This is a genomic window from Paenibacillus algorifonticola (assembly GCF_050481745.1).
Taxonomy (GTDB): Bacteria; Bacillota; Bacilli; order Paenibacillales; family Paenibacillaceae; genus Pristimantibacillus; species Pristimantibacillus algorifonticola_A.
Genome location: NZ_JBCNGR010000075.1, coordinates 1 through 7,289, shown reverse-complemented (window position 1 = coordinate 7,289; position 7,289 = coordinate 1). Strand labels below are relative to the sequence as shown.

The window sequence follows — 7,289 nt, the reverse complement described above, 5'->3', positions numbered from 1 at the left end:
TCAGCATCCTCGCGTGTAATACCGATGCTCCATAGTTACGATTCACTTTAGCTTTCCGATTGAAATTGAAATGTACGACTAATAATATTCAATAAAGAATCTTCTTCAGAATGAATAAAGAAGTGTCCTCCATTAATAGGATAAAAAGAACATTCCCTTCCACAAAGCTTCGACCATTCCACAGAATCAGCTTGATCGGTCGTTAAATCTGCGGTTCCCGACAGTATAGACACATTGATCGTTAATGCGGGATACTCGTGTGGAATAAGCCTATTCTCTATAAGAGAAAAATCAGATCGAATAATCGGTAAAAATAACTCGATTAATTCTTTGTTTTCGGCGAACTCTTTTGGAGTCGCACCTAACAGGACTAGCTCATGAATGAAATGGTCATCATCCAGAGCGCTATATATCTTTTTCCTTTTTGATGTTGGCATTGACATTCCTGACAGAAATACATGCTCTGGCTTGTAGAAGCCCCGTCTCTGAATTTTATGAGCCAGCTCAAATGCCAGCAATCCTCCCATACTATGGCCGAATATTGCGTATGGACTACTGCCAGTCTCAGAAACTATCCTTTCATATATATCATCAATGGCTGACTCTATGTTCAAGTAAGGAGGCTCTCCGAACCTTGTCCCTTTGCCCGCAAGCTCTATCGGTATCACATTAATGAAGGGCTGTAATTCTTTTTTCCATCTATTATAGATTGCAGCAGATCCTCCTGCATACGGTATAGTAAATAGATTGATTCTATTCATGTCTCACCTTTTCAGACCTTTCATCTAGCATCTGTTCCAGATGTTGTCCAATGCTTTGGACTTGCTTCAATATGGACTTAATATCCTCAATGGTCGTTCTAGGATTTAACAAGGTAAACTTTAGACAATTTCTCCCCTTGAAACGGGTACGAGCTAACACAACATCCCCCTTTTGAAGAAGGATGTCACGAATTTCCAGATTAATCGAGTCTTCCATTTCATTTTTACCTAATTGTGTCTGGTACCGGAAAACTACTGTATTTAGAATCGGCTGGTTGATCAGTTGAAGCGAGGGATGCTTTGCAATAATGGACGCCGTCTGCTCAGCCAGTTCAAGTGTATAGTCCACAATCTCGCCCATCGTACGAAGACCTGTCGCCTTTAATGATACGTACAGCTTCATTGCGTCAAATCGACGTGTGGTTTGTACAGATTTCAGCACGAGATTAGGTACCCCCGCCTCCTCGTCCTCCTCCGGGTTCAGGTAATCAGCATGAATTTTCAACAAATTAAAATGGGATCGTTCATTTAGAAGAAATGCCCCACAGCTAATCGATTGATAGAACATTTTATGAAAATCTACCGTTATGGAGTCAGCCTTCTCGATTCCTAGAAGACGTGCACGGTGCTTGCGACTAAGCACTAATGCCCCTCCATAAGCGGCATCCACATGAAACCATAATTGATTTTGCTCCGCCAGAGCCGCGATGTCTTCCAGCGGGTCGATACAGCCAAAATCAGTCGTTCCTGCCGTAGCCACGACGGCAAAAGGAAACATCCCTTCTGAAGTCGTATGCTTGATAGCTTCCTCTAGTCGATCAACGCTAATATTTCCGTTATCATCAACATCCAGAGCAATAACGGCTTGTTCCCCCAAACCTAGCAGGGCACAAGATTTCACAATCGTAAAATGCGCTGCTTTGGAGCAAAAGATGCGCATCTTAGACGCTTCTGGCGGGAGACCCTTCTCCTGTACATTCCACCCCCATCGTTTGGCTGCAAAGTGATCTCGGGCAAGCAGCAGTCCCATAAAATTGGACATGGTCCCCCCACCTGTAAACACGCCGTCCGCTTCTTTGCGATACCCAAACTCACGACAAAGCCATGCGATCATTTGCTCTTCTACGAAAGTTGCAGCCGGACTTTGATCCCACGAATCCATGGACTGGTTCATCGCGTTAATAATCGCCTCGGCGGCCATGGACGAGATAAATGGCGGGCATTGCAAATGTGCCAAGCAGGCGGGATGGGACACATTGACCGAATGCTGCATAACGAGTTCGCCCACCTGATTCAAAATACTCGCGATATCCTCGCCATCGTCGGCAAATAACTTCAATCGGTCATGAACAAGCTGTTTCAACACTCGTGGTGATTGCCCGCTATACGGCTTATCTTGACAAGCAAAGCGAGACAGGATCTGCTCATTCGCCTGTTCCATCGAATACAAATATTGCGTTCGGCTGGAAGCAGCGGGAGTCAAAAAAATAGTATCTAGCTGATCCGTAAATTTCGGAGCTTTATTGGTCATGTCTGTAATGAACTCCTTCTTTTTCGATGTGAATCCCTGCCTCTAAATGACAGTCTCGGCATACATATGCGAGCTTATCGCATCACGCAAAATCAAGCATCCCTTCTCTAACAACTCCATTTCAATATTCAACGGAGGCATGATTTTCAACACGCTGTCAGCACGGCCTGCTGTCTCTACGATTAATCCTTGGCGGAAGCACTGCTGTTGGATTTCTTCGACTGCACTGGGAGCAACCGCATCTGTCAGATCGATTCCCCAGATCAATCCTGCGCCTCGAATCTTAATACCGGGGTGCAGCGGCTTCACCTGCTCCTCTAGATAACTCCTGACATAGTGCTCCTTGCTTGCCACAGCACCCTCCAAATCTATCATCTCACGATATTCCAGCGCAGCCGCAGCCCCAACGAAAGCTAATTGATGTCCTCTGAACGTACCGTTATGTTCACCTGGCTCCCATATATCCAGCTCGGATTTCATCAACACGAGCGACATCGGAATTCCAAATCCACTTATCGATTTAGACATCACAACGATATCTGGTACAATCCCTGACTGCTCGAATGAAAAAAAAGCACCCGTTCGTCCACATCCTACCTGTATCTCATCACAAATAAGCAAAATATCGTGTTTGTCACATATTTCACGAAGCCCTTGCAGCCAAGAAGCAGATGCCACGACGACCCCTCCTTCAGCTTGGATCGTTTCAACAATAATTGCCGCAGGCTTATCAATGCCAGAATGGCTATCTGATAGTACATGCTCTAAATAAGCTAGCGTATCGAAGGATTCGAAAAATCCAAATGGGAAGGGCATAAACGTAACATTGTGAAGCGGAACCCCCGCTCCTTCGCGTTTCTGCCGATTGCTTGTAGCCGACAGGCTTCCGAGCGACATGCCGTGGAACCCCCCCATGAAGGAGAATACCTCAGGACGCTTTTTTATTTTTCGAGCCAGCTTTAATGCACTTTCTACCGCATTCGCTCCTGTCGGGCCAGAGAACTGAATTTTGTAGTCAAGCTTGCGAGGCTTCAACACGTTCTCGACGAACGTTTCCATGAACTCTCTCTTGGCTACCGTGTACATATCCAAACCATGCGTCAGACCGTCGTTCTTGATATAATCCACAATCCGGTTCTTGATATAGTCATTGTTGTGTCCGTAATTTAACGCGCCTGCTCCTGCAAAAAAATCGATAAAAGCTTTTCCGCATTCCGAATACATCATTGCTCCCTTCGCCCGTTCAAATACGAGCGGAAAGGAACGGCAGTAGAATCGCACATTTGATTCAAATTGTTCAAATATTGACATTTTGCTTCCCCTTTGGCTGCATAATTAGGTCTGCTCCCGATTGATCAAACGTTCTAACTCGGCCGAGAATTCATGCGGAATATCGACACGTACTACCACGACCATGATGTTCTTCATTATTCCGTAGGAGCCTCTCATCGGAATTTGCTGCTTTAACCGAATTTCGAATTGGGGATCGTCTACTCGCATGTAAGCAAGATAAGTATCCTTCGATACTTTATCTCCGAAATTAAGCCCCTTTGCCTTGCCAATGGACTCAATGCTGCTGATTGGTATGACAATGCTGCTTTGAAAACCTAAACGTATGGCAAGATGATCTTCGTTCAATGTAATCGGAAGATAACGTACCGAATTATGCAGGGCGATCATGTACAAAATACCGTATACATTAAGAACAAGCAAAATCCAGGCCAGCACTTCGTTCCATCGGCTCAAGAGAAAATGCAAGCCTATCGCCTCTAAGGCGATGAGAATTACAAAGACGACTACGGTCATCTTCACTTGTGATTCTTTATGATACGAATAGTAACCCGATTCGGGCATTTTCGGTTTCTTAAACCAGACGACTAACGAATAATAGAAGACGCTCATCTCGGACAATACGATCTCCAGAACAACACCATTGCCCAATACGGGAAGCAAAGCTTCCCGCATAATATCAATCGGCTGCAGCTGTTCTTTGCGATCTACCGCTTTGTAGCGTTTGACGATCCTATAGATCCGATAGATGAGGTATGGTACGAGAATGATCTCCAGAACGGGAACCATCCATCGTAAGATCGACTGCAGGAAACCTCTTTGCTCTACAGGAGTTAACCAATATACGAGTCCTACCGACACTACAAATACGACATAAACAAATTCCTTTGGCCGAGAGCCCGACTTCATGCAAAGAAAATAAAAAAGCAGCGGAATAAGCACGATAACCGTCACAATCGATGCGTTAATGGTAACCGCGCCAACATCCATTTGCCGAAGAAAGAAAAACAAGCCTCCAGCCAACAAAACGGTCATTACGATAAAAAGGATCGCTCCGCCATTTCTTGCTCCACCCTTGCGCTCGTGCTTTTTGACTAAATCGTCTGAGTAACGCAATTAATCACCCCAAAATCCAATAATTTTACCGTCACCAATCGTTAAAGCAGCTTCGTACTGCTATGCTTGTAGCCCCGTCAACGTACTTGCGCAAGACTGGAGCCCAGGAAGCCCAAGCTGCCCCAGCTCCAGCTCCGGATCGTCCATTACCTGCTGCAGCACGGCAACAAAATCGCCAGCCATCGTTACAATCGTATCCTCTTTAAACAGTAGCGTGCTATAGGCGAGCTCCATAGAGAGCGTATGCTCTCCTTCCGCCGCTGCCAAGTAAAAATCATATTCGGCTACTTTCCAATCGAACGGATATCCCGTTATGCTTAAACCTTCCGCCTGGATATCAGGCAGTTCAATATTGAGGAAGGAGAAGGCCGTGTCATAGATTGCGCTTCTGCTCGGATCCTGAGGAGCATTCAGCTTATCAACCAGCAGCTCGAACGGATAATTCTGATGATCATACGCTTCCAATAACGTCACTTTTACTTCCTTCAGCAGCTGGCAGTAGGTTTTATCCGGCTTCGGATAATTTCGTAACGGTATGGAGTTGATAAATAAGCCGATCATTCTCTCCAGCTCCTGCGACGTACGCGCTGCGGCCCACGTTCCAACGATAATGTCCTCCTGACCTCCGGAATACTTCATCAAGAACGCGTTATACGCCGCTAACAGTGTCATATACAGCGTCGTATTTTGCTGCAGGCTGTACTGCCTGAGACGCTGCGTCAGCTGCTCCCCGATTTCGAATTTATATTGCGTTCCTACCATCTGATGCGTTTCAGGCCGAGGATAATCCGTGGGCACATGCAGGACCGGAAGCTCTCCTGAGAGCTTGTTAATCCAGTAATCCTCTTCGCGTTTCAAATGACCGTCTTGAATTTGGTCGAATTTCCAGGCAACATAGTCCTTGTAATGAATACGGATCTCAGGAAGTTCCGCCTTGCCGGCATACAGCGTCATTAGCTCATTAAAGAATACAGTAAATGAGGTGCCGTCAGACAAAATGTGGTGCATATCAAACATCAACAGGTGCTTTTGTTCCTCCACTTGAAGAAGCTTCACGTGAAGGAGCGGTGCCTGTCCGAGATCAAACGGTCGAATATGCGCATTAGCCAATCTAGGCAGCTCTTCTTCCCGAGCAGGCTCAACGTTAAGCGCAAACGGAACCCCGTCATGAATACGCATCATCAGCTCGCCTTTAACTTTCTCGAATGATGTGCGGAGTACTTCGTGACGAGCAATCATCTGTCGGAAGCAGTTACTCAAGCGCTCAACATCAAGCTCCCCTTTTATTAATAGCATTTGAGGGATGTTATATGCCGTATTATTCATAGCTACCTTATAAGTGTAGGCTTGATATGAGGTAGCAGGATATAGCTCCCTCTTCTCAAGGGGCTGAATCTGCTCGAACTTATTGACGGCAGCAGCATCCAAGAAACGAGACTGTCCGTGGACGGTAGGTGCTTCAAAAAATTCCCGCAGCGAAAGGCTGATTCCCATCTCTTCATTAATCCTCGACACCGCTTGTGTTGCTTTCAGCGAATGGCCTCCACGTTCGAAAAAATTGTCGAATATGCCGACATTCTGAACGCCCAATACGTCCTCCCATATAGCTGCAAGCTTGCATTCTGTGAGCGTGGCAGGGGCCTTATACGAAGCAGCCGGCATGTCATTCGGCTCAGGAAGAGCGAGCTCGTTGATTTTGCCGTTGGCGGTAACCGGCATTCTCTCGATAGCGACCATATGCCGCGGAATCATATAGTCCGGCAGCGTCTGGGCCAGCCAGTTGCGCAGCTCGGCTGCGCTCCATTCCTGCCGCGCTGCAATATAGGCTACCAGCTGTTTTTCTCCTCCAGCCTGCTCCTTCGCTACCACCGCCGCCTCGTCTACCGCATCATGCTCCAGCAGCCGCTGCGCAATCTCGCCCGGTTCAATCCGGTAGCCCCGTATCTTGATCTGGCTGTCGATCCTTCCCATATACGCTATATTTCCGTCCTCCAGCCACTTGGCCAGATCGCCCGTCCGATACATCCTTCCCCCCGCCTCGAACGGATTGTCGATAAACTTCTCGGCCGTCAGCTCCTCACGGTTCAAATAGCCTTGCGCCAGCCCGTCTCCCGCCAGGCACAGCTCTCCGGGCACCCCAATCGGTTGAAGCCCGCCTGTACGGCCGACGATATATGCCCTCACATTGTCAATCGGCCTGCCAATCGGCAAGTTCCACTCCAGCTTCTCCACTGGACTGCTGGTCGCGACTACCGTATTTTCCGTCGGGCCATAGTTGTTCACCAGCCGATAATTCCGCTTCCGGTACGTCTTCAGCTTGTCTCCGCCCGTCAACAGCACCCGGAGCGAGCGATTATCCAGCTCCATGAACTGCTCGCAAAATTGCGTCGGAAGGAAGCTGATCGTAATGCCATTGCGTTCGTAGTACGCATTCAGCTCCCGGACGTTCAGGCGTATCTCGTCATGAATAACATAGAGCGATGCGCCCGCGATCAAATAAGGGAATACCTCCCACACCGATGCGTCGAAGCCGAACCCCGCAAACTTGGTGCTGCGATCCGCTTCCGTCACCTCAAATGCCCGGTTGTGCC

Annotated in this window: 5 protein-coding genes; all 5 read right to left on the bottom strand. The window is 47.5% G+C overall.

All coding sequences use genetic code 11. The features are described from left to right. Nucleotides 1-47: 47 nt before the first annotated feature. Nucleotides 48-761, bottom strand: a complete 714-nt coding sequence (locus ABEW34_RS31460) for a thioesterase II family protein (RefSeq protein WP_430165681.1) — start codon at nt 759-761, stop codon at nt 48-50. Further along, a complete protein-coding gene (locus ABEW34_RS31455) occupies nt 754-2,292 on the bottom strand; it encodes a pyridoxal phosphate-dependent decarboxylase family protein (protein WP_430165679.1) in 1,539 nt (512 codons plus the stop codon). Before ABEW34_RS31455 ends, ABEW34_RS31460 begins: the two co-directional genes overlap by 8 nt. Before the next feature lie 42 nt (nt 2,293-2,334). Then, on the bottom strand, nt 2,335-3,603 hold the full coding sequence (ectB, locus tag ABEW34_RS31450; RefSeq protein WP_430165676.1) for a diaminobutyrate--2-oxoglutarate transaminase: 1,269 nt from the start codon (nt 3,601-3,603) through the stop codon (nt 2,335-2,337). 24 nt (nt 3,604-3,627) lie between these two features. Then, nucleotides 3,628-4,698 (bottom strand): hypothetical protein, encoded by a 1,071-nt coding sequence (locus tag ABEW34_RS31445; RefSeq protein WP_430165673.1) that lies wholly within the window; start codon nt 4,696-4,698, stop codon nt 3,628-3,630. Between the two features lie 60 nt (nt 4,699-4,758). After that, the coding region (locus ABEW34_RS31440; protein WP_430165670.1) for a condensation domain-containing protein at nt 4,759-7,289 on the bottom strand (2,531 nt) is incomplete at its 5' end.

Excerpts from the sequence above, each read along its gene's own strand:
- ABEW34_RS31460 (WP_430165681.1), bottom strand. The coding sequence starts at position 761 with ATGAATAGAATCAATCTATTTACTATACCGTATGCAGGAGGATCTGCT.
- ABEW34_RS31455 (WP_430165679.1), bottom strand. The coding sequence starts at position 2,292 with ATGACCAATAAAGCTCCGAAATTTACGGATCAGCTAGATACTATTTTT.
- ectB (WP_430165676.1), bottom strand. The coding sequence starts at position 3,603 with ATGTCAATATTTGAACAATTTGAATCAAATGTGCGATTCTACTGCCGT.